At 64.0% G+C, this 18,664-nt stretch carries 17 protein-coding genes and 1 pseudogene; 3 read left to right on the top strand and 15 right to left on the bottom strand.

Annotated features, from left to right (window positions below; translation table 11 throughout):
• Positions 1-124: 124 nt before the first annotated feature.
• A pseudogene (locus CA234_RS25045) lies at positions 125-957 on the bottom strand (IS3 family transposase); the annotation flags it as partial.
• Between the two features lie 273 nt (positions 958-1,230).
• Between CA234_RS25045 and CA234_RS19155 the strand changes: the two are divergent.
• Positions 1,231-2,067 carry a GIY-YIG nuclease family protein gene (locus tag CA234_RS19155; protein WP_046408763.1) on the top strand — a complete coding sequence of 279 codons (837 nt, stop codon included), beginning with the start codon at positions 1,231-1,233 and terminating at the stop codon, positions 2,065-2,067.
• Positions 2,068-2,074: 7 nt separating this feature from the next.
• Here the strand turns inward: CA234_RS19155 and CA234_RS19150 are convergent, their stop codons facing one another.
• Positions 2,075-2,632, bottom strand: a complete 558-nt coding sequence (locus tag CA234_RS19150) for a hypothetical protein (RefSeq protein WP_046408764.1) — start codon at positions 2,630-2,632, stop codon at positions 2,075-2,077.
• Positions 2,633-2,783: 151 nt separating this feature from the next.
• Here CA234_RS19150 and CA234_RS19145 point away from each other — a divergent pair, with 151 nt between their 5' ends.
• Positions 2,784-4,190, top strand: coding sequence for a hypothetical protein (locus CA234_RS19145; RefSeq protein WP_205499285.1), 1,407 nt, complete (start codon positions 2,784-2,786; stop codon positions 4,188-4,190).
• Between the two features lie 131 nt (positions 4,191-4,321).
• Here the strand turns inward: CA234_RS19145 and CA234_RS19140 are convergent, their stop codons facing one another.
• The 6 genes from CA234_RS19140 to CA234_RS19115 form a co-directional block, all read right to left on the bottom strand.
• The gene (locus tag CA234_RS19140) at positions 4,322-4,609 is read right to left on the bottom strand and encodes a hypothetical protein (RefSeq protein ID WP_046408766.1); all 288 of its coding nucleotides are present in this window, start codon (positions 4,607-4,609) and stop codon (positions 4,322-4,324) included.
• Positions 4,610-4,612: 3 nt separating this feature from the next.
• Positions 4,613-7,876 carry an error-prone DNA polymerase gene (locus tag CA234_RS19135; RefSeq protein WP_126002495.1) on the bottom strand — a complete coding sequence of 1,088 codons (3,264 nt, stop codon included), beginning with the start codon at positions 7,874-7,876 and terminating at the stop codon, positions 4,613-4,615.
• Positions 7,873-9,471: a DNA polymerase Y family protein gene (locus CA234_RS19130; protein ID WP_205499277.1), complete on the bottom strand. Its 1,599-nt coding sequence runs from the start codon at positions 9,469-9,471 to the stop codon at positions 7,873-7,875. The genes CA234_RS19135 and CA234_RS19130 overlap by 4 nt, the downstream gene beginning before the upstream one ends.
• Before the next feature lie 100 nt (positions 9,472-9,571).
• Entirely contained in the window at positions 9,572-10,330 is a 759-nt protein-coding gene (locus CA234_RS25040; RefSeq protein WP_241213583.1) for a protein ImuA, read from the bottom strand.
• Between the two features lie 126 nt (positions 10,331-10,456).
• Complete coding sequence (locus tag CA234_RS19120; protein WP_206431245.1) at positions 10,457-10,939, bottom strand: hypothetical protein; 483 nt, start codon at positions 10,937-10,939, stop codon at positions 10,457-10,459.
• Between the two features lie 112 nt (positions 10,940-11,051).
• The gene (locus CA234_RS19115; RefSeq protein ID WP_046408812.1) at positions 11,052-12,662 is read right to left on the bottom strand and encodes a hypothetical protein; all 1,611 of its coding nucleotides are present in this window, start codon (positions 12,660-12,662) and stop codon (positions 11,052-11,054) included.
• A 168-nt stretch (positions 12,663-12,830) separates the two neighbouring features.
• On the opposite strand from CA234_RS19115, the gene CA234_RS19110 reads away from it, so the two are divergent.
• The gene (locus tag CA234_RS19110; RefSeq protein ID WP_052742500.1) at positions 12,831-13,253 is read left to right on the top strand and encodes a hypothetical protein; all 423 of its coding nucleotides are present in this window, start codon (positions 12,831-12,833) and stop codon (positions 13,251-13,253) included.
• Positions 13,254-13,300: 47 nt separating this feature from the next.
• Here the strand turns inward: CA234_RS19110 and CA234_RS19105 are convergent, their stop codons facing one another.
• The 7 genes from CA234_RS19105 to mobF are packed head-to-tail and all read right to left on the bottom strand — an operon-like array spanning position 13,301 to position 18,664.
• Positions 13,301-13,759: a hypothetical protein gene (locus tag CA234_RS19105; RefSeq protein WP_126002493.1), complete on the bottom strand. Its 459-nt coding sequence runs from the start codon at positions 13,757-13,759 to the stop codon at positions 13,301-13,303.
• Positions 13,753-13,968, bottom strand: coding sequence for a DUF5818 domain-containing protein (locus CA234_RS19100; RefSeq protein ID WP_126002492.1), 216 nt, complete (start codon positions 13,966-13,968; stop codon positions 13,753-13,755). The genes CA234_RS19105 and CA234_RS19100 overlap by 7 nt, the downstream gene beginning before the upstream one ends.
• Positions 13,965-14,468: a hypothetical protein gene (locus CA234_RS19095; RefSeq protein WP_046408775.1), complete on the bottom strand. Its 504-nt coding sequence runs from the start codon at positions 14,466-14,468 to the stop codon at positions 13,965-13,967. The genes CA234_RS19100 and CA234_RS19095 overlap by 4 nt, the downstream gene beginning before the upstream one ends.
• On the bottom strand, positions 14,468-14,788 hold the full coding sequence (locus tag CA234_RS19090; RefSeq protein ID WP_126002491.1) for a hypothetical protein: 321 nt from the start codon (positions 14,786-14,788) through the stop codon (positions 14,468-14,470). The genes CA234_RS19095 and CA234_RS19090 overlap by 1 nt, the downstream gene beginning before the upstream one ends.
• Complete coding sequence (locus CA234_RS19085) at positions 14,781-15,314, bottom strand: DUF2726 domain-containing protein (protein WP_126002490.1); 534 nt, start codon at positions 15,312-15,314, stop codon at positions 14,781-14,783. Before CA234_RS19085 ends, CA234_RS19090 begins: the two co-directional genes overlap by 8 nt.
• A 59-nt stretch (positions 15,315-15,373) precedes the next feature.
• The gene (locus CA234_RS19080; protein ID WP_046408815.1) at positions 15,374-15,574 is read right to left on the bottom strand and encodes a hypothetical protein; all 201 of its coding nucleotides are present in this window, start codon (positions 15,572-15,574) and stop codon (positions 15,374-15,376) included.
• Between the two features lie 39 nt (positions 15,575-15,613).
• Positions 15,614-18,664, bottom strand: a complete 3,051-nt coding sequence (gene mobF, locus CA234_RS19075) for a MobF family relaxase (protein WP_126002489.1) — start codon at positions 18,662-18,664, stop codon at positions 15,614-15,616.

Genomic DNA, 18,664 nt, shown 5'->3' with positions numbered 1-18,664 from the left:
CTATGGCAGGGAGCGATCCCGTTGACGGTGGGAGCCATCTGGCTCAGATTGCATGCCGCGCCGACGGTTGTCGGCGCATGGATATCTGCTGGCCAAAACCCGCCGCTGCTTCCCGACATAGGACGTTATCGGATCTGATATGCTCGGGCGGCCCATGCTCGATGAACAGATCGGCCAGTATGTCGATGACGTCGTTTGACCGGAACCGGCGCAACGGCACCATCGCCAGGCATTCTCGGCTGAACTCGTCGATGATGTTGAGCATCCGGAACTTGCGCCCATTGTGCGTCTGATCCTCGACGAAGTCGTAAGACCAGACATGCCCGCGGTGTTGCGGGCGAAGGCGGATGCATGATCCGTCGCCCAGCCAGAGGCGACGGCGCTTCGGTTGCCGCTTCGGCACCTTGAGACCCTCCCGCCGCCAGATGCGCTCCACCACAGACAGGCTGACCTGCCAGCCGGCATGACCCAGCAGCGCATGGATGCGGCGGTAGCCGTAGCGGCCATAATCCTTTGCCAGCGCGACGATGTCCGCCGTCAGCCGCTGCTCGTCGGCATCGTCCTTCGGACGGTGACGCTGCGTCGAGCGATGCTGACCGAGAACCTGACAGGTCCGCCGCTCCGATACCGGCAGCACACGACGGACCTGCTCGATCGCTTCACGGCGACGGGAGGGGCTCAAAAAGTCAGCTTCGACGCCTCTTGCAGGATCGCCTTGTCCAAAGCGAGATCGGCCACCAGCTTCTTCAGTCGGGCGTTCTCACGTTCCAGATCCTTCATCCGTCGCGCCTGATCTACCTTCAGGCCGCCGTATTCCTTGCGCCACCGATACAGCGTCTGCTCCGAGATGCCGACCTGCCGGCAAGCCTCGAGCGCTGTCGATCCCCGCCCAACCAACACATCCACCTCACGCAGCTTCGCAATGATCTGCTCCGGCGTAAACCGCTGACGTCCCATACCAATCTCCAATTCTCACGCCCCGCAGGGCTCTCTTCAGAATTGGACCAGGTTTTCCAAGGCAGACCACATCGACCAAGAGAACGCTTGGCGCTGAGATGATCGTCGAGGGATAGAGCATTCGTCGTCGCGCGAGGTCATCGGACAGGCGGTAGGTCGCAAGGCTCATCTTTTTGTCCGTCGGTCGGAGCCGTCGGCATCGGCTCATTGAAGCCGCCACCACCCTGCTCCACAAGCATCCGCAGATTCCGGCAAGAAGCAGACTATGAACATATGGCGCTGACTTTCAACGCGGTCCTCGACGAAGCGGGCATAAGCCCTGATTCCGTTCGTCTCCTGCGGCATCAAACGCATTCTGCGGGCCGGACGCCTTATTCGCTCTGGCGCGACGATCGGGCGGGCTTCCTCGTGTATCAAAGCCTTCAGACGAGCCAGAACCGCGCTCGTCTTTCCGCAAGATATTGGGCGAGCTTCGTCGTGACGCCCGCGGCAGCCACCCTGTTCGTGGGACTTTACGAAATCTCGCTCATCGGGAGTGCGCCCGACGACATTGTCGACCCGCTGCGTCACAAGCTCGCAACCGAAGGCGGCACCCGGCCGCTCGATCTCTATGCGCAAACCTCCGTATTCGCGTTGGAGGACATGAGCGGCCGTTTGACCATCGACTGGGGCGCAGGAACCCGGAGTTGGATCCAGCGTGCCGGTAGCCAGGCGAAGGCTATACTCGAATTGAGCCGCACGTTTCAGGAGGAAGCGTTCCCAGGTTATGTGCGGTTCATCGGCAACCTCTCGTCGCTGGAAGCACTGCCAAAGGGCTGGATCGCCGCGCTTACCGCGGCGCGGGGCGTTTACCTTCTGACCTGCCCGCGCACGCGCGAGCAATATGTTGGTTCGGCCACAGGCGAGAGCGGTTTCTTCGGCCGCTGGCTCACCTACATCCGAGATGGCCATGGCGGCAATCTGGGTCTGAAAAGTCGCGACCCGAGCGACTATCAGGCCAGCATTCTCGAAGTGAGCGGATCAAGCGCCACCGTCGAGGAGATCATCGCTGCAGAGCAGCTTTGGAAAGCGAAGCTACAAAGCCGGGAGCTGGGCCTTAACCGTAATTGAGGGTGTTTCACCGACCGGCGTGAAGTGCCCGACGTGCTTCCTCGGTGATCGTGTAAACCGCTTGCCGCTGGGCGCCCCGATTTTGGTGATCCACCCGGTAGCCCTGATAATGCCGCCTGACGAAGCCGGCGCGAACCAACTCGGAAACGGCGCGGCTGACATTTGTGCGGCCGGACTGACGAACCCGCTTGCGAACCTGAGCGTCGACGATCCTGTTTGCCGCCACCGGATCGACCGGAAGGGCACACTTAGCCTCAAGGTCTTGTCGCACCTTGTCTGCGATCGCGAGACGACGGGGGTCGCGCTGAGCGACGGGAACCAGTGCGTCGCATAGCCAATCCCGGACGGGAATCCGGCGGTCACCCTCGCGGATGTACGGTCCCGCCGATCCCGTCTGAGCACTCGCCTGGGCGATCAAGTTGAGCACCATGAAGCTGTAACGCGGTCGCTCGCATACGATCGTCAGCCGCTCCAGAATGGCCGGTAGGTCAAGCGGGCGCGTAGGCTCTCCGGCTTTCACCGGCCGAGCACAGTCCTCAAGGGAAAAGAGATCGGGCTGAAACATGGAACATTACAAGCACAGAGTGCCGGCAAAGTGAATCCCGCACAGGAGGGCCACAAAGACTTTAACCGCTCGTGGCACTTCACCGAGCGAGGTAAAGTGCCGCGAGCGGTACGGATTTTTGACGGCGGGGCGCGGCTAGAGGGTGATGAGGATGCGGCTCTTAAACAACTTACGCAATTGGATAGCCAACGCGCTACGTGTTGAGGAGCCGGCCGAGACCGCCGCGCTCCAAGAAACCAGCGAGCGTGATCTCCATACACTCGACAGCTGGCGACAGATGTTGTCGGGTCTGCCGCGAACGATCGAGTGCCCGCAAATGACGTTGTTCGGGCGCGACGAGGAAGGCGCGATCTTCAAGGGTTCGGGTCGCATCGAAATCGTCAGCACGACCAAGATGCGGTTCTATATGCATGCGGCGCCTTCGGTAGATTTGCGGCAGGCACTGGAGGTGTTCAACCGGCAGAAGTCGCAGCCGTATGACGCCCGTGACCTCCTCCGCTTGTTTGCGACGGACTATCGCGGGGTCGAATGGGTGGGCGGCTATACCCAGGTGGACTTCTTCGCCGACCACAATAACGGGTGGCCGCTGAGCGGCGAAATCGACGCACTGCACGCGCTGGCTAAAGGCTACTGGGTATCGAAGCGGAGCAATGTCGAGCTGTTGCTCGTGCCGCCAATCGACCTGCCGATGAGCGAGCCGCTGACAACCACGGCATTCATCGGCGAGCGCCGTATCTTGGCGAGCCGCGGGCCGGGCCAACACGTGATTGAGGTCCTCGGGACTAGCATCACCTTTTCGTATGAGCCGTCAGGCCAGGCGTTGTGGATCACTGCCGACGCGGGCGGGGTTCTCTCTCATCCGTTCTTGGAGAATTGGCTGACAGAGCCGCTGCGTATCCTGCTCGGCGTGCCGGTCTATCCGCGCATGGTCGCGCGCAACCTCGGTGACGGCACTGCGCATGTGTGGCTGCGGCCATCGCCGCGCCATCGGGAGCCGTCTGCGATCGGCTTGCTGCAGCCCTTCGCGATCGAACACGGACGGGCGGAAGCCTTTTGGAAGCTCTACGCCGACATTCTTACGTTCATCGTCAAGGTCGGATCTTTCGAAGCGAATCCGCTGACACGTTATTACGATGAGCTCGCCGAAGCCCAGCTCGGTTCGCGCTGGGTGCTCACGCTGACGCTCGCCGGCGCGGCTGAGGCACTGGCGAACGAGTTGATGACCGAGGACGACAGACGGCCAGAATTCTCCGATGAACTTCTTGCGTCAATGAAAAAGCAGATCGAGGCGTGGAAGGACGACCCCGCCTTGCGCGGCCGAATGCTCTCCAACCTTGGGATGGTGAGCAAGCGCAGCGTCGTCGCCTTCATGCGCCAACTCGGCAAGGCGGGCACGCTGGAGGCGGCGCACGTGCAGACTTGGTACGAGATTCGCAACTCGGTGATGCATGGCAATCTCGTCGAGCCATGGTCCAGCGAGGAAGGCGACGCCCGGCTGCACCAGATGCTCGATCTCCTCCACGCTCTAACCCGCGCCCGGATCGCCGCTGGCCGGTGATGCATCCCGTGGCTTATTCTGAGCGCATGCGTGCACCGCATGCGTGGTGGGGAGCGCCCCCCACGTGGTTGGAAAGACTTTTCCGGGAACCGGCAAAGTGTTTCCGGCTGGAACGACTTGGGGCCACTATTTCAGAGCGGTGACACCTCATCGTAGCGTCCCGCTTGGCGCAATTGGCGGACGATTCCATTGAAGGCAGCGGTCACACCCTGCGAGCGACCGATGTCATTGGCCTGGGCTGCCGCGTCCCAGAAATTCTCCAGAGGCCAGCGCTCCGGGCAGTGTTGAAGCAGGCAGCGCAAGGCCAAACGTACCTCGACGACGTCGACGCGAGTGTCGGAGGATCGTGCGGTCGCGGAGCGAAGGATATGGACGGAAAGGGCGATGACGACGCGCTGGTGGCGCGGAAGGGCACTCATAGCTCAGCGGAAATCGTGTGACTTGAACCGCACGACCTCCTTTGGATCCATGCCGTCAGCGTGAGGCGGCCAATAGCAGTTGCGTGGCTCGGGCTTCCAACCCTTGTCTCCGCGGTCGGGGGCGCCGGCATGGCGAGCTCCATCGGCTCGACCGGTCCGGTGCGGGAATGACAGCTCGCCCACTCGGTGAAGCAGATCCCCGTGATCGATGATCCGATCGCAGATGACGTGGATTACCTCGCCTTCTTTCTGGACCCTGCCCTTCATGCCGATCATCGATGCCGACATGACGGTTCGGCGCTGCGCCTCGAACCGGTCCGGCCAGAGTATGCCATTCGCGATGCCTGTCTCATCTTCAATCGTGATGAAGAGGACGCCCTTTGCCGAACCAGGTTTTTGTCGAACAAGGATGATGCCGGCGACCTCGACATGGCGACCGTCTCGGATGCTCGCGAGATCCGCGCAACGGGTCACGCCTCGCCGCGCCAGTTCGTCGCGGACGAATGTGAGAGGATGGGCGCGCAGTGACAATTGGAGCGAGCGGTAATCTTCGATCACCTCGCGACCATCCGTTAGCGGCCGCAGGGTGACGGCCGGCTCGAGGCCCTCGGCGCTCACGGTCTGCGCTTCGCGGTCAGCGGCCGCAAATAGCGGCAAAGGTGCCTCGCCGAGGCCCTTCACCTTCCAGAGCCCTTGGCGACGATCGGCGCCGAACGCGTGGTAGGCGTCGGCGTCTGCCAGCTTCTCGATAGCCGCCCGCTGGACCCGTGATCGGCGCCACACGTCCTCGACAGAATCGAACAGAGCGGTCGAGCGCGCGCCGACTATTGCCGCACCGTCTGCGTTCGAAAGACCGCGGACCTGGCGCAGTCCAAGCCGCACCGCGAGATAGCGGCCGTTCGTGGGCTCCAGCGTACAGTCCCACCGGCTCGCGTTGATGCAGGGCGGACGGACCTCCACACCGTGATCGCGTGCGTCGCGAACGATCTGCGCGGGCGCATAGAAGCCCATCGGCTGGGCGTTCATCAGGCTGGCGCAAAAGACGTCAGGGTGATGATGCTTCATCCAGGCCGAGGCATAGGCGATCTTCGCGAAGGAGGCGGCGTGGCTCTCCGGAAAGCCGTAGGAGCCGAAGCCTTCGAGCTGGCGGAAGGTGCGCTCGGCAAATTCGCGCGGATAATCGCGCGCCACCATCCCCTCGATCAGCTTCTCCGAGAAATGCGAGACCCCGCCGGTAAATTTGAAGGTCGCCATAGCCCGCCGCAAAGCGTCCGCCTCGGCGGCCGTGAAGCCTGCGCCGACGATAGCGACCTTCATCGCCTGTTCCTGAAAGAGCGGAACCCCCAGCGTTTTTTCCAGCACCGCACGCAGCTCGGGCCGGGGATATTCCGGCTTCTCCAAACCCTCGCGCCGCCGAAGGTAGGGATGCACCATGTCCCCCTGAATCGGCCCTGGCCGGACGATCGCGACCTGTATGACGAGATCGTAGAAGCGCTGCGGCTTCATCCGCGGCAGCATTGACATCTGCGCGCGGCTTTCGATCTGAAAGGTCCCAAGCGTATCGGCCTTCTGGATCATAGCGAACACCGCAGGGTCATCATCCTGCAGGTCCGCAAGGCCGATCTGGCAACCTTTCGCTTCCTCGAGAAGGTTGAAGGCGCGGTTCATGCAGCCAAGCATCCCCAAGCCGAGGACGTCGACCTTCATGAATTTCAGGGCGTCGATGTCATCCTTGTCCCATTCAATAATCTGCCGGTCGTCCATCGCGGCCGGTTCGATCGGTACCAGGTCGTCGAGACGGTCATGCGTGAGGACGAAGCCGCCGGGATGCTGGGACATATGGCGCGGCGTACCAATCAGCTTGCGCGCGAGATTGAGCGTCAGGCGCAGCCGGCGATCTCCGAGATCCAAATTGAGTTCTTCAACCTGCTTTTCGCCGACCCCTTCGGCCGACCAGCCCCAGACCAGGCCTGCAAGCGAGGCGGTCAGATCTTCGGGCAGGCCCATCGCCTTGCCGACATCGCGCACCGCTCCGCGCGCGCGATAGCGGGTAACGACGGCTGTCAGCGCGGAACGGTCACGGCCGTAGGTTTCGTAGATCCACTGGATAATTTCTTCACGGCGCTCATGCTCGAAATCGACGTCAATGTCCGGCGGCTCGCGGCGCTCGCCCGATACGAAGCGCTCGAAGAGCAACTCGTGCTTGATCGGGTCGATCGACGTGATGCCCAGCACGAAGCACACGCAGCTGTTCGCCGCAGACCCGCGTCCCTGGCAGAGAATGCCGCGACGGCGCGCTTCACGCACGATCGCGTGGACGGTTAGAAAGTAGGGAGCGTAACCTAGTTCACGGATCAGCCGCAGTTCGTGGTCGATCTGGCTGCGGTAAGATTGCGGCACATCGCCATCGAACAGCCGGTCAACCGCGTCATTCGCCATCTGCTCAAGGGCTTCTTGCGCCGTAAGACCCTCGACCACCCGCTCGTGCGGGTATTGGTAAGCGAGTTCATCCAGACTGAAGGTGCAAGCGCGGGCAATGTCGACGCTGGCCTGCAGCGCATCGGGGTAGGCGCGAAAACGCCGGGCCATTTCGTCGGGTGATTTGAGCGCTCGGTCGGCATTCACCTCCCGCCGGTAGCCGAGCTCGTCGACAGTGCACTTCTCGCGGACCGCAGTCAGCACATCCTGCAGGAGGCGAGCCTCAGGCGCATGATAGAGGACGTCGCCGGTCACGACGGCACGGACGCCGGCACCGCCCGCCTGACGGGCAAGCGCGTCAATCCGTACCGCGTCGTCGGGACGGCGACGCTGAAACAGCGCCATATAGGCCCGGCGACCGTAAATGGCTTTCAAGTCGGCAAGGCTGCTCAGATTCTCAGCGTCAGCCTCTTGCGGCAGGAGGATCGCGATGACGCCCTCTGACCACGGCTGCAGGTCATGCCAATGAAGGAGGCACCCGCCCTTTCCCGCTCGCTTCTTCCCGACGGTCAAAAGCCTGGTGACGCGCGACCACGCTGGTCTATCGGTCGGATAGAGGATGAGGCGACGACCGCAGGAGAGATCGACGCGTGTGCCCGCTATCGATCGCACCCCGGTCGCTTTCTGCGCCTCCCAGGCGCGCACGACGCCTCCTACGGTGCCGATGTCACCTATCCCGAGGGCGGGGTAGCCGAGCAGGGCTGCGGCTGAAAATAGCTCCTCCGGGCTCGATGCGCCGCGCAGCAAGGAAAAGTGCGTCAGCACCTGAAGCTCGACATAGGCGCTCATGCGAAAACGCCGTGGATCCACCAGCTAAGGTCGCCAGTGTTGTCGTCCATCCCATCGCCGCGCCGGAACAGCCAGTACCGGCCGCCATCTTCGTCCTCGACCCGATAATAGTCCCTGACGGCCCAGACCTCCGCATCGCGCCGCCACCATTCGCCATGGACACGTTCGGGTCCGTCGCCGGCGACGACCCGGTGAGCTGTGCCGCGCCATTCGAAGCGGCGGGGCGGCTGATCGGGGAGGAGTGCTACGACGCCCCATAGCGGCTCTGGTCGAGCGAACAGTCGAACCGGACGCTGCCATTTGGGCCAGTCGCCTGGAATATGGACAGGGTTCGTGCGTGCTACCGCGCGTTCCGGAACATGACTTTCAACGGGAGCGATCCGAAAAACCGAGCCGCTGCCGATACGGCCAGCGACCACATCCACCAAGCGAGCTGGGTCGCGGACGAGCGTGTCTCCTGCGAGCACCGCCCCTAGATCAATCGCGTCGAGAGGCTCCGTGTGGGGCGCTGCCAGCCAGAACTGCTCGATACCCAGGCCTGGGTCGATGCGCTCGATGCGCAGCTTCAGCAGTCGAAGAAGATGCGGCACCTCGCGTGTCGGCCGCGAAGTGCCGATGCCCACGATCTGTTCGCTGCCATCGACCCGCAGGCCGGCAAGGCGGAGCGAGCGGACGCCAAGCCCCCGCCCCTGCAGCAGCTCCCCGAGATCCCGCAGGAGATCGCCCATGACCTGCTCGATCGCTTCGGCGGTGCCGATCGGCTCCAGAAGGCGGCGCTCCACCACAGGGATGGATGGATCGTCGCGCGGAGTGATCGGCTCCGCAGTCGAGCCAAGCGCCTGATCGAGCCGGGTGATGGCCGGCAAGCCTAGTCGCCGCGCCAGGGGACCGCGCGCCACCGGCAGGAGATCAGCTACTCTCTCGAAGCCGAAGCGCCGCGCTGCACTGAGCGCCGTTGGGTCGAGCCTGAGTGCTGCGATCGGCAGCGAGGAGAGCGCGACCGTGGTGGTACCCGGCGTCACGCAGGCGAGATCGTCGGCGCCAAACCGGGCGATTGCGTGAGCCGCACCGGGGGTATCGGCGACGGCCACGCGAGCGGTAAATCCCGCCCGTCGGCAAAAGACGAGCAGTCTCTGACAGAACTGGTACTCGCCGCCATGGAGATGCTCGCACCCGGTGAGGTCGATCCACAGGCCATCGGGGGGCGACACCGCTGCGATCGGCGACCATCGCCTAATTGCAAAAAGCGCGAGCCGATCGAGCAGCGCCGCATCGGCCTCCGGCTCGGCAGGACGAAGGTCCAGGTCCGACACAAGCGCACGCGCGTGCGTGGCGGCCATGCCGACATGGATTCCGAGCGCTTGCGCGCCAGCGCACGCCGCGACGATCTCTTCTCGTCGCCCAACCTTCCCGAAGAGAGCCAGCGGGGTAGCGACCGCCTCCGCGACAGGTGCGGTCTGTTGCGGTTTCGCCGCTGGCGGCGCTTTGAATGGATGCTGAGCGGCCTCCGAACGACGGCCCAGCTCGCGGGCAGGCGGCTGCGCATGCCGTGGCAAGGTCGCGATCTGTGCCTCAACGTCCGCGCGCGTGAGCATTCCGCTGCGGGCCCACCGGGCGCCCGGCCGCCAGCCGCCCCCGCGCGGGACGGAGCAAGCGCCGGGATCGTCGTCGACGGGTGGCTGGAGGCTCGGCCGACTAGGCGGCCGCGTGGCGGACCGTTCCTGCCGTCTCAGCCGTTCGATGGCCAAGTGCGGCAGGAACGCGGAGACGACCCGTCTCATCGCTGCCCTCCACGATCAGGGAAAAAGCCTCGCCACCTCGTTGGCGCGCGAGTTCGACCGTCCAGCGTGGCCGTCCTACACCGGCGACGCCGAGCCTCTCCGAAGGGGCGCTCGCGATCCGCCAGCGAGTCCAGGCAGCCGATGGCTCGCCAAACGGATCGTGATCACGGCGCCGCCGCCGTCGCAGGAGCAGGACCGGGAGGTCGGCATCAGCTGCAGCAAGCTGAAGGCGGCGGGAGGCGACCATCGAGACCTTCTCAGCCTCGGCAACGATGGCAGCAGGCGTACCGTCTCGGATCGCATCTTCGACCACCGCGAGCAACTCAGCATCATCGCGCGGCTGGGCGTGAATGACGGCAGCTGAGGACAACCCCGCCTGAGACAACGCCGGGGCGTACAGATCGCTGCGACAGCTTGCCCAAAGGACCGGTCCTGCGCTGATTGCAGCTTCCCGAGCGGCTATACCGCACAAAAACAGGGTCACCGCCGCATCGTCAACGAGCGAGCATGAATGCGCGGTCGCCTCATGGAGCGCTCCCGCTCTCAAGCCCCCGCTGGCAAGCCGCTGGTCAAGCTCGGGCACCCCGAAGGGCATCGTCCGGTACTCGGCGATGGGTGTCGCGATGGAGCGAAGCTGGGCTATGTTCGCAAGGCGGGAATCGACGGCAGGCATAAAAACAAAGACTCGGAGCGTTCCCCTTATGTTCTGCCATCCTTGTCTTTGGGTCAAGAGTTCGATCGTGTCGAGCTCCCGTCCGAGGACGACCTTTTCAGACCGCGCATCGGCTCGGCGGCAGCCCTAGTCCGTCCACTCGAAACAGCGACCACGCTCGATGAACATCCGCAGGATACGACCGGATCGCCGCACCAAGTCACGATCGCGACCGTGCTGGGGCGATTTCGCACCGTGAAACAGGTTGCAGCGAACGCAATATATGGTCCGTAAGAGCTGCGGCCAGGTTGGGACATCTCCGTCTGTCCAGCCCACTGGTTGCATCCGGACGCCCACGCGTCGACGGCGGTCGAAAAGCTCGTCGCGGTCCTGCGCCCAGAAGGCATCACGACCGAGCTTCTGCCGCACGTCCCGGACGTTGAGCACCGGCCATAATTGCGAGAAGGCCATCACGCGTCGTTGAAAATCGTCATCCTGCATCAGCTCTTCATAGGCATCGGTAGCTCGCCGGTTTTCGGCAATCGCGGTGATCATGGCCGCGTCATGGTCCGCGCCGGTCACCGATTCCATCCAGCCGTTGAAGCCCATCCAAAGGCTCATAAATGACATGAAGGCTGAGCGTTGCCGGTCAGCGTTATCGATCAGCTCGTGGCAAGATCGGCCGTTTCCGGGTCGAGCGATCGAAAATTGCTGAAGTGACCATCGTCGATATGCTTCCCGATTAGGCGATCGCCGCCGATATCTGGCGAAGCGTAGCCACGAAGGTATCCAGCAGCTGACGGCCTTGCATCGCTGCTGGCGCGGTATCATCGACCCCTGCCCGCTCCTTGCCGCTGGCGATGTTGCTCGAACCAAGATGTGCGTCGGCGAGCCGAAGATCGTAGATCCCGAAGAGCGGCGCCATCATCGTGCTCGCGTCGTTCCCAGGGATTAGACTGCCGAGGAGTTTCTCCAGCGCCTTATTCGAACCCGGCTTCCGACCATCCTTGGGTTTGGGCAGGTTGAGAGGCGCAAGGACGGCATCGACGTCGACCCGCTCCATGAAAAGGCGAGTGACCTCCTTGGCTAGCTCCAGCAAACCGTCTGCTTCAGCCGCCTGGAAGCGGTGCGCGCGGCGCAACAGCCGAGGCACGGCCTGGTCGTCGCGGAGGAGCGGGACGCCATATTTGCCGCTGAAAGCCGCGTCGATCTCCGCAAGCGCCGCGGCCAGCTGCGATTCTGGTGCGATCGTACTGGCCGGTGTCACATCCATCTGAGCGGCGAACAACTCCTCTGCCACGCCGCCGTCGGGCGTTACGTTATGAGCGCTCCACAGCCGCTGCTCCCAAGGATCGAGTGCTCCGATGTCTTTTGCGAAGACCGTGATCAGGCCGAGCCGGTTGACCCCGAAGTGGACACCGGTGCTGGCGCCCAGGCCTCCGGTTTCCGCGCTGTACCAATGCAGGCTCGCGCCGCGATGGCGCATCAAGGTGGAGACGACGGTGGGATCGAAATATAACCATGTCGACACCCCAGCCAGACCATCGCCCGACCTGCGGGTGCCGTCACTCTCCAGTATGAAGCTCGTGGTATGGGGATCCTTGTCGCCCCGGATGCGTGTACTCAGCCCGCTTGGCTGGACCCATTCCGTTCGCCACATGGCGCCCATCGTGCGGTACTGATCACTGGGGGTCGGCCAGCGCCCCGGTCCGGTTCGACCCTCCCGCTCGTCCCTGCCCCTGACTTCGGCGAAAGCGTCGCCTGGCCAGCTGTAGACAGGCTTGTCGATGGTGGTGGCGGTCCGCTGGTGATAGCTCGAACAATACAGGGCCATGCCGCGGGCGCTGAGGTAGTCACCAAGGAACTCCGGCCTAATCTCAAGCAGGATCGGGCGGTCCTCAGCATCTCGTTTCAATCGCGCGACCTCGGCCCAGCCCTCCTCCGGTCGAAACCAGCAATCACCTTCACGTAGAAGGCGGAGGGCCACGACCAGGTCGGGATGCAGGTGCCAGATGTGAAGGTGTTCGTCCTCGAGATACTGGTCGATCACGAGATTGGAACCGATCGGCTGAGTGGACCTGCCATAGAACAGGTCGGAAGCGCGATAGCCCCACGGTTCCATGCCGCCCCGGTGTGCGCCGACCCCCAAGTCGCTCCAGACGACCTTGTCGCCCTCTGATCGATGGGTGTCGAAGATCGCGGCAGTGGCGATGCCCGTATATTCCCGCAGCTCGACGATACCGGCCTCAGGTGGGTCGATCACGACATCGGCATCGTGGCGGAGCGGTATCCATGGCCGCCCTTGCAGCGGCAGCACATCACGCAACTCAAAATATCTCTGTACGATCGGCATAGGCACCCCCGGGTAGCGGAGCATGACTACCCCTGATTGCAGAGACCTTGAATCAGCTTTTTGCGATATTCTACCGTGCAGCAGGCGCCGTCGCAGAAGTCGCCGGTATCGGCTTGGTTATAGCTGCCACAAAGCACGGGACCATGTGGGCGAACGGTATCAGGAGGGATGATGAAGCTAACCAGCGATGCTGTCGAAGTGGTGAACCGCAATGCGCTCGTCACCGTCGCACTCAATCAAGGCTACAACGCCTATCTGCCGGTCTATGACAATGGCATCGACCTGATCCTGTTGAACGAGGCGACTGGCGATACCAAGCTGGTGCAGCTCAAAGGCCGGTGGACCATCGATAAGAAATATATCGGCCGAGACATCTGGATCGCGTTCCCCGACCGCGGTGTCTGGTACGTCGCACCGCACGACGAGATGCTGCGGTTAGGGGAAAGGCACACCACAACAAGCAGCTGGGCTCGAGGCACCTACAGCAAGAGTCCTCTCAGCAGGAGCGATTGCGAAGAATTGGCGTCCTATCGCTTCGGCGATCCGGACACGGTCATGGATGATGCCGCCGCTTTGAGCGCGGGCGGATAACATCCACTTTGGTGCAAAGCGCCGCAAGCTCTCGTGCACCACCTTACTCAGAGGGTGAGACCGATGCACAAAAGCAGGATCGCCGCCGCGCCCGCAGCGAGCTTCCCGCCGGCAACGACGCGTGCCGATCGCCCCACGCGAAGCCGCTTGCCCGTCCTGTCCATTCCGGAGCGGAGCCCGAGCACGCCGTCGGTCGCCAATACGGTGCCGATGATGAAGAGCAGAACCGAGATTGCCTTGGCAAAGCCGTGAGGTGACAGCCCGGTGACGATGAAGACCGCAACGAGCCCGATCGTGAGCAGGCCGTACAGTGCAAATCCGATGTCGAGCAGCCCGCGCAGCCGCTTCGGCCCGTTCCAGTCCGTAGGCCGTCGAAGGAGGATCATCGGGCGCAGGCAGAGCTGGCAGCTCTCGAGATTGCTGTCGCGCGGCCAGTGATTGATCAGATGGCCGCAATGCGGGCACCCCGGTCGACGGTATGGGAATGCGGTCGCCCGGATCAGCATGGCGAAGTCTCCGGCGCCGGTGCCAGATAATAGGCCGTGATGGCCGCCCCGATGATCATTCCCTCGACGGTGACCGACTTACCGATCAGGTGTCCGGCGATCACGTCCCCAACGAGCCGCCAGCGCATCCCGTCTCCCTCGATCAGCATCAGCCCACGTGGCGTCATGTCCACCACGCCGGTTAACCGGACAGGGCTGCTGGCCGTCATTCTGCTGCCTCGGCATAGACCCGGGTTTCCTCGGCCGAGGCGCCATTGAAGCATACCAAGGGACAGTGGAGGAGAAGCCGGCCGTGATAGTGCAGCGTGCGCCCGTCCAGCCTGATCGGATCGCGAGCGAGGCGTTGGCAGGATTTGTTCGATCGGTTCCTGAAAGCGCAGGGCGCGGCGAGCGGGGAGAGGGGCACCTTGGTCACTTCTTCCGCTTGGGATTGAGGCGGCGGTTCGCCGAAGAGGTCGCACTGTTCCATTACGGGTTCCGTTCTCCCCCCGAGTGGTGGCCGCGGTTGCCAGCGCTGGACCATGGCGGCGTGAAGTCGTCGCGAGATTTTCCGTCGATTCAACGAAGCGCTGCCAAGCGGCGTTGACTTCGTCTTCGGCGCGTTTGCGTCCCTCGCTGCCTTGCCGAAGCCCCAGCGGAGCTTGCCGGGATCAACCTTCTGCCGCTGGCGATACCGCTCGCGCGTATAGTCGCGGTCGTCGATCGCCACTACGCAGCCCCTTCGACGCTGGATTGATAGTAGACGCCTTGGTCGCGGTGCATCGCGATCTTCAGAAAGGCGGGGCACTCGACAAGCACCGCCAACCACGCCGCGCACTCGGCCCTTCCGAGCGCCGACGAGTGACTGGCCAGTTCCACCCAGACGAGGAGGGCGAGGCCGGCGATAGTCCCGATGCGGACGTCCCGCCGAAGGCCGGCAGGAAGCTTTAGAATGCTCGGTAGGCGCACCCATGCCGGGCTGGCGAGATCACCCCTGAGGTACAGCGGCGATGCGGCGTAGATCGCCAGTATGATCTGGGTCTCAAGCATGGTTCGCCCCCCGATCCGCGATCGCGCCCGCAGATCGATCCGAATGAAGCAACGGTGCGAGCGCCTCACGGACATTCGCCAGCGTCGGCTTGGTCTTTGCCGCGATGCGGATCGTCGTGTAGCCAGCGCCCGATGTCATCGCATCACGCTTTGCGTCGGTCGCGGCGTTATGGGTATAGTCGTCGACCTCGATCAAGGCGACGATCGTTCCAGTCTCCCGGTCCTGCACTACGAAGTCGATGATCTTCTGCGAGAAGCTGTTTCGATCAGCGGGGGACACCTTGCGCCCGAGCCGACGTGGAACCTGCAGGAGAGCCCCCATTGCCACCTGCGCGTGGATGCGGTGTGCGGGCAGGGCGCGCTCGATCGCCGCGAGCATGGCCAGCTCGCGGTCGGTAAGAAAGCGCTTGGCCACCGGCGCGGGCGGTCCACTCGGTGCCGCCGCGCTTTTCACCAGCGCAAGTATAATGACCGCGCAGACGATAAGAAATACGGTCGCGATTGGCGATCCGAACAGTTGTGTCATTGCGTCACCCCTCGGAATGGAAGGCGCGGCCAACAACCGGGGCCGCGCCGGTCTGCCGGTTACCAGCCGTCGCGGCGCCCCTCGCCGCTGTCCTTGAGCCCACGCCGGTCCAGACTGGAGCGCCGGATCTCCAGTTCAACGCCATCGCCCTTGTCGCGGGTTCGGATGTCGCGGGGATCCACATTGTTGCGCTTGGCGAAGTCCTCGGCTGCCTTGTCGCTGCCGAACTTGCCGACGTCGTCGAAATCCCATCCACTCATCGTCGTCTCCTTCAATCCGGCGGTCCGGCCGGTCGGTCGTCACAGATCGAGCCCCAGGCTGCGTTCCGGCAGCGGCGGCAGCACGTCGCTGCGGTCGGGCTTGAGCTCGGGCGGTGATTTGAGGGGATCGCCCGGTGCAGACGCAGCCTGGCCCTTCCCGGCAGTCGGAAGCGGCGGGTCGCCTGGCAAAGGCGGCAAGTCCGACAGATCGACAGGGCCGGGATCGAATTTTTCGCGCGGGCTGGTGCCCGTGCCGCGTTCCCGGTCGACGTCGAGCCGACCCACCGTTTCGAGCGCCGAGGTCTTGTTTCCGGGGTTGTTGTCGAGCTGGCGCTCGAGCTTCGCTTTATCGTCCACCACCATCGTCATTTCGTCGCGAACGCGGGTGACGCCGACGTTGAACAGGCGCTGGTTGGACAGGTTGCGCTCCTGGCTCGACATGACGGTGATCGCCTTGTCGGTGGTGATGCCCTGCGCCATGTGCATGTTCAGCGAGTAAGCGAGGTCGAGCCGCGACAGCATCGGATCGCCCAGGTCCAGCGTCAGCCGCTCCTTGCTCGCGGTTTCGACGGTGACGCCGCTCGCATCGATGGTGAGGACGCGTGCGAGGGCGGCGTTGTGGAGCCCCCTCCCCTTGTCGTTGGCGGTCCAGCGAATGCGATCGCCTTCGCGCAGATGAAGATCTTTCTTCTCGCTGAGCTGAAGGCGGTCGCGCTTCTCGGTTGGCGAGAGTTTCTGTGGGTCGAACCGGATGCGCCGGCGACCGTCGAGAAGATCGACCTTGCCGTTGGGGTGGACCTTGTCGACGTCGTAGCGGCCGGCGGCGAGGCCGACGTCCTGACCGCCTCCCCTGCCTACCTCGAGGGTTTGTCCGGGCCGGTAGGTGGATGCGTACCGCAACTCCTCGCGCGTGGTATTCACCCGCTCGTAGACGGTGAGGTGAATCCCCTCGCCGCGCACGGTCTTCTCGGCCGCAAGCCCGTCCTGAATGCGTTGATTGATGATCGCGCGCGAGGCGCGGCCCGACGCGAACACCGCCGTCGACTCCCGATCGGCGCTCGAGAGTCCGAGCCACATTTCGGCTGCGTGCAAGGCCGGGCTATTGTGCTCGATGACGCTGTCGCCAAGCACCTTCATGGCCTTGCCCGCTTCGCCGACATTGGCCAGGGCCGCGACGGTGCGCAGCTGATCGGTGCGCTGGCGGATGTTCTCGTCCATGCGCGCCATGGTTCCCCCGCCGGCCTGGATGAGCGCGAACGACTTTCCGGCATCGATCGAGGAGAGCTGCTGCCGGTCGCCAACGAGAACGAGTTTGTCGACGCCCAGCGCGGCCGAGATTTGATGGAGCTTCAGCATGTCGTCGCTCGACACCATCGAGGTCTCGTCGACGACGAGCATCTGGCCGCCGAACACGGCCCGCGCCTGCTCATAGGCGTCGCCCTGCCGGTTCGTGACGTGCCGCTCGTTGGCAAGAATGAAGGAGGCGATGGTCTGGGACTTGATTCCGGCGCCCTCTGCGAGGTCCGCCACCATCTTGTTCTGGAAGGCGAGGCCCGTGACGGCCCGCCCCTCCGCCTCGGCGACCCGCGCGACGGACTGCAGCATGGTCGACTTGCCGGCGCCGGCTATGCCCTGCACCACCACCGTCCGGTCCTCCGAAGAGACAATCAGTGTGGCGGCGGCGAGCTGCCCGGCGTTGAGCTCGCGATCCGCATGTGCCTGCAAGCGCTCGGGAGCCTCGCTGGCCGCAATCATCGGAGTGGAAGCGCCCTTCCCCTGCTCCACCGCCTTGAGAATGCGCTCCTCGGTCCTGAGGGCCTCCTGCGTGGTCACCATGCGGGGCCGGGTGTCGCCCACGCGCGCCTCGCCCGCGATCAGCTGGCCGCGTTCCACAAGCTGAGCGATCCGCCGCTCGACATGGTCGACCGTGACGCCCTTCAGACCGAGATCCAGAGCGGTCTTGCCGAGCTGGTTGACGTTGAAGGCGGCTTCACGCTCGGAAAGCATGCGCACGGCGGACGCAACAGCCAGCTGCGCACGAGCTTCTGCCGGCGAGTGGGTCACCCGAGCCAGGCCCCGATCGACGAGAGGATCGTGCGGCTTGAGGACGTCGCCAAGCTTTTCCCAGGCGTTCGTAAGCGCCTCGGAGACGGCGCGATAGCCGCGCTCGAGAGCGCTTCCCGGCTCGCGCTGTTCGGATCTTGCAAGCGCCGCCTCGAGCAGGGCCTTGCCATCGAAGCCGAGGGCCGCCGCCTTCTCGATCCACTCGCGTCGGAGGCCGTCGCGGTCCTCAACATTCAGCTTGGGATCGCGCGTATTGGTGGTGACGCTGTCGCGCCCTTTGGGAGAGGTAATGCCGAGCTCGGCCGCCTTCTCGAGAATGGCTTCGCGGCGCTGGCTGAACGCCTCCAGCACCGCCTTGGGGACACCGGCTACCTCGAACGTCCCGTGCTTGCCCTTGAGCTCTAGCCTGTAGCCCAGCTTCTCCATCTCCTCGCGCAGGAAGGCGTGGTAGATCGAGCCGATCACCGTGTTGTTGCTCCAGATCTTGTCGGCATGGAGCGCCTGCCATTTGCCGTCGGGCATCTTGGTCAGGTTGGCGATTACTGCGTGGACGTGCGCCTGAGGATCGAGGGCGCGGCTCGTGTCATGCTGGAACAAGGCGAAGACGAGGTTGCCGGTCTGCACCGGAACCTTGCGCCCTTCCACGTCCTTGCGCCCTTCGGCGAGGTTCTTCTCGACCCAGGCCATCGCCCGCGCGACCGCCTTCATGTTGGCGCCGTTCTCGCCGAGGATCCGCTTGTCGCCGGTGACATAGGCGAGCAGCGACACCGACTTCGGAGCCGAGAAGGTGAGGTCGACGCCCGATCGCCGGTTCTCGACCTGTGCCACGCCCTCCCCGCTCGGCAGAATACCGTTCAGGATGCCTTCGAAGGCATCCTTCGCCACCTCGCCGGACAAGCCCAGGTCGGAGGCGCCCTCGCCGCCCCAGGCACTGACCTCCGAGCTGTCGTCGACGGTGTAATAGTCGTCCTTGGCGAAGTAGCCGGCGGCGCCGGAGGCGGAACGGACGGAGGCGACCGAGAGCAC

This window comes from Sphingomonas sp. ABOLE, assembly GCF_003950455.1.
GTDB lineage: Bacteria > Pseudomonadota > Alphaproteobacteria > Sphingomonadales > Sphingomonadaceae > Sphingomonas > Sphingomonas trueperi.
The sequence above is the reverse complement of the archived record's forward strand: the minus strand, read 5'-3'. Positions and strand labels throughout refer to the sequence as shown.

Bases quoted from the DNA above. Each gene is read 5' to 3' on its own strand.
- CA234_RS19155 (WP_046408763.1), top strand. From the start codon at position 1,231: ATGGCGCTGACTTTCAACGCGGTCCTCGACGAAGCGGGCATAAGCCCT.
- CA234_RS19150 (WP_046408764.1), bottom strand. From the start codon at position 2,632: ATGTTTCAGCCCGATCTCTTTTCCCTTGAGGACTGTGCTCGGCCGGTG.
- CA234_RS19145 (WP_205499285.1), top strand. From the start codon at position 2,784: ATGCGGCTCTTAAACAACTTACGCAATTGGATAGCCAACGCGCTACGT.
- CA234_RS19140 (WP_046408766.1), bottom strand. From the start codon at position 4,609: ATGAGTGCCCTTCCGCGCCACCAGCGCGTCGTCATCGCCCTTTCCGTC.
- CA234_RS19135 (WP_126002495.1), bottom strand. From the start codon at position 7,876: ATGAGCGCCTATGTCGAGCTTCAGGTGCTGACGCACTTTTCCTTGCTG.
- CA234_RS19130 (WP_205499277.1), bottom strand. From the start codon at position 9,471: ATGCTCACGCGCGCGGACGTTGAGGCACAGATCGCGACCTTGCCACGG.
- CA234_RS25040 (WP_241213583.1), bottom strand. From the start codon at position 10,330: ATGCCTGCCGTCGATTCCCGCCTTGCGAACATAGCCCAGCTTCGCTCC.
- CA234_RS19120 (WP_206431245.1), bottom strand. From the start codon at position 10,939: ATGTCATTTATGAGCCTTTGGATGGGCTTCAACGGCTGGATGGAATCG.
- CA234_RS19115 (WP_046408812.1), bottom strand. From the start codon at position 12,662: ATGCCGATCGTACAGAGATATTTTGAGTTGCGTGATGTGCTGCCGCTG.
- CA234_RS19110 (WP_052742500.1), top strand. From the start codon at position 12,831: ATGATGAAGCTAACCAGCGATGCTGTCGAAGTGGTGAACCGCAATGCG.
- CA234_RS19105 (WP_126002493.1), bottom strand. From the start codon at position 13,759: ATGCTGATCCGGGCGACCGCATTCCCATACCGTCGACCGGGGTGCCCG.
- CA234_RS19100 (WP_126002492.1), bottom strand. From the start codon at position 13,968: ATGACGGCCAGCAGCCCTGTCCGGTTAACCGGCGTGGTGGACATGACG.
- CA234_RS19090 (WP_126002491.1), bottom strand. From the start codon at position 14,788: ATGCTTGAGACCCAGATCATACTGGCGATCTACGCCGCATCGCCGCTG.
- CA234_RS19085 (WP_126002490.1), bottom strand. From the start codon at position 15,314: ATGACACAACTGTTCGGATCGCCAATCGCGACCGTATTTCTTATCGTC.
- CA234_RS19080 (WP_046408815.1), bottom strand. From the start codon at position 15,574: ATGAGTGGATGGGATTTCGACGACGTCGGCAAGTTCGGCAGCGACAAG.